Source organism: Algoriphagus sp. (assembly GCF_029254265.1).
In the GTDB taxonomy this organism is placed as follows: Bacteria; Bacteroidota; Bacteroidia; order Cytophagales; family Cyclobacteriaceae; genus Algoriphagus.
Genome location: NZ_JAQWXX010000101.1, coordinates 1 through 2784 on the forward strand (window position 1 = coordinate 1; position 2784 = coordinate 2784).

The 2784-nt window shown below is 36.0% G+C and carries 2 protein-coding genes; both read right to left on the reverse strand.

Annotated elements, in window-relative coordinates:
- Positions 1–137: 137 nt before the first annotated feature.
- Positions 138–1598 carry a glycosyltransferase gene (locus P8O16_RS15605; protein WP_300316369.1) on the reverse strand — a complete coding sequence of 487 codons (1461 nt, stop codon included), beginning with the start codon at positions 1596–1598 and terminating at the stop codon, positions 138–140.
- The gene (locus P8O16_RS15610) at positions 1591–2658 is read right to left on the reverse strand and encodes a hypothetical protein (protein WP_300316370.1); all 1068 of its coding nucleotides are present in this window, start codon (positions 2656–2658) and stop codon (positions 1591–1593) included. The genes P8O16_RS15605 and P8O16_RS15610 overlap by 8 nt, the downstream gene beginning before the upstream one ends.
- Between the last annotated feature and the right edge of the window lie 126 nt (positions 2659–2784).

Genomic DNA, 2784 nt, shown 5'->3' on the forward strand with positions numbered 1-2784 from the left:
TTACCTGGACGAGTTTTGTTACAAGCTCAACAGAAGATACTTCGGTCAAAAACTCTTTGACAGACTCATCATTGCTTCGATTTAATCATACTGGCAAGATTGCGGATATACATATAAAAGAAAAAGTATCTGTTTTCTCATGAAGTTAGGGTTGATTCAAGATTCTTTTTATCCTCTGATTTTTTAAAGCCGTGTCGAATCATTTGACCCCAGCCCCCTTTACCTTTTATAAAATCCCAGTGCCCTCGTAATCCCCACCAAACCACCTTAGGATGAACCAAAAACGGTTCAATTAATATGGTCATAATCAAACGGTTCAAATCCTTCCTATCCTTGTAATTATTGAAAGCAATCTGTTCGTAAAGAATACTAAAGGAAGAAACCAAAATGGTCAGTAAATACATTACTAAGAATATGGCTATAAAATAAAAGGCACTAAAATCTCCTATAACGATTAAAACTAGGGTGTATAGCATTCCTAATGTCTCTAAAACAGGAGCCATTTTTTCAAATAATGACCAATAAGGATAGGACAACATCCCGAGAACACCGTAAGAAGGATTCAATCGAATCTCTTGATGTAGTTGAAGGGTTTCTATAGATCCTCTTATCCACCTATTTCGCTGTTTAGAAAGTGTTTTTTCATCTTCTGGAACCTCGGTCCAGCAAAGCGGATCAGGAATAAACCCCACTTTGTAAGGGATCTTTCTTTCTTCCATATATCGCCGCATCCGCACGACCAATTCCATATCCTCTCCTACTGTTTTGGTAAAATACCCACCTACTTCTACTACCAATTCCCGCTTAAAAAATCCGAAAGCCCCGGAGATAAGCATGAGTCCATTGATTCGTGTCCAAGCCATTCTTCCCATCAAAAAGGCTCTGAAATACTCTATTACTTGGAATCTCCCGAATAGTGAACTGGGCACTCTGTAGGTGGTAACTGTTCCATCTGTAACATCACAATTGTTAGCAATCCCGATAACTCCGCCTACCGCGATTACTTTTCGATTGGTCTCTTCCATAAATGGTCTGACCATTTTTGAAATAGCATCCTGAGAAAGAATACAATCCACATCAATGCATGCCAAAATTTCCAATGAAGAAATATTAATTCCGGCATTGAGTGCATCTGCTTTTCCTCCATTCTCCTTATCGATCACGATAAGCTTTACATATGATCTATTTTTTGATTTATAGATTCCCCGTACAGTTTTGGTGTTTATCTTTTCCTCATAAGCGAATCGGGTTTTTTTCAATTCAAAAGCATGAATCAGCCTTTCTAATGTATCATCCCTCGAACCATCATTGATGATAATTACCTCAGTTTTTCCATAATGGAGCGAAAGCAAACTTTTCACATTTTGGACAATAGATTTCCCCTCATTAAAGGCCGGTGCTAGAATAGAAACTCCTGGGGCTATAGGTGAAGTGATAATATCATTGAAATCTATAAATCGATTTTTCCTGAGGTGATCTCTCATTTCCAAAACACTAAGAATCATTACCGTCAAATAAACAACTATGACAGAGAAACTTAATACCAAGAAGATCACTCCCAGTATCTCTAAAATTAAATAAAAAAGAAAGCTATACATAGCTCAACAAAGGGTCTTCAAGGTGATGGTAAATTGCCTGAACATCTTGGTCCTGTTCATTTAAAACGTAGGTTTTAAATGACTCATAGTTTAGCTTTTTAAGGCTTTCCATAAGCAACATTTTTATTTCAAATCTTCTGTTTTGAGCCAAAAGCTCTAGAATAATTTTCTCTGAGTTTTTATCTCCAAGACTTCCGGCTGCTTTTATTGCCTGCTTGGAAAGTTTATTATTAGTTGATTGCATGGATGAATTAATCAATCCAGTATAACTTGGAACACCTAAAACTTGAATTGTTTTTAGAATCTCTGTTTTCTCTTCATCAGAAGCAGTATTGGCTATTTTATCAATGTTCTCAACTAAATCTACACGACCAACCATCCGAACTAATTTATATCCAAATAGCCTTACAGTGATATTTTCGGAATCAAAAAGACTTACCATCAATAATTTTCGAGTTGGATAGAGAAACTTTATGATCCTCAGATAATTCATCTGTTGCCAATTGGAAAGTGGATATTTTTGGTTTTTCAAAAATGAAAGATCAACTTCCCTGGAGAGATTTAGTAACGTGGCTGCTGCATTTGTTCGGATATGAAAATTAGGAGAATTCAAATGTTTCTTAACAAGAGGCAGGAATTCTTCCAAATCCATTTCATTAATTTGGATTAGTCCGCTAACAATAGCGTCCCACTTTTTGCTGTTCACTTTTGATTCAGAGATTTTATAAAGTCCCAATCGCTTAAAAAGCGCTTTAAGTTTATCCTTGAAATCACCCTTCATTTTCTTATTAAGCGAAATGATGTTTTCAATCAAAACCTCCTTGAAAAGTTTATTAGAAAGACGATGAGCTGGAAAATAGACCTCCATTTCTTCGTTCGGTAATTTCTTAATCTCCTCGAGACTAAGATTGAACAGGACTTGAGATAGTGGGCCTGAAATTTCTTTCTCAAAATCGTTTCTTAATTGTTCTCTTCGGTTTCTTCTGGATTTGAAGAGGATCATAAAAAAAATCATCCCTCCTGCAATTAAAAAAAATACTGTAATAATCAGGGAAATCATAAAGATTTGTATCCATCCGACGAACCCATATTTGAATTTAAGAGGTTTTAGGTAAGGCTGTATTCTTTCCAGTTTGATGGAAGCAGTTGGTAGAGGTCTTTTTGTTTGTGGCTTTGGATTCTTTCA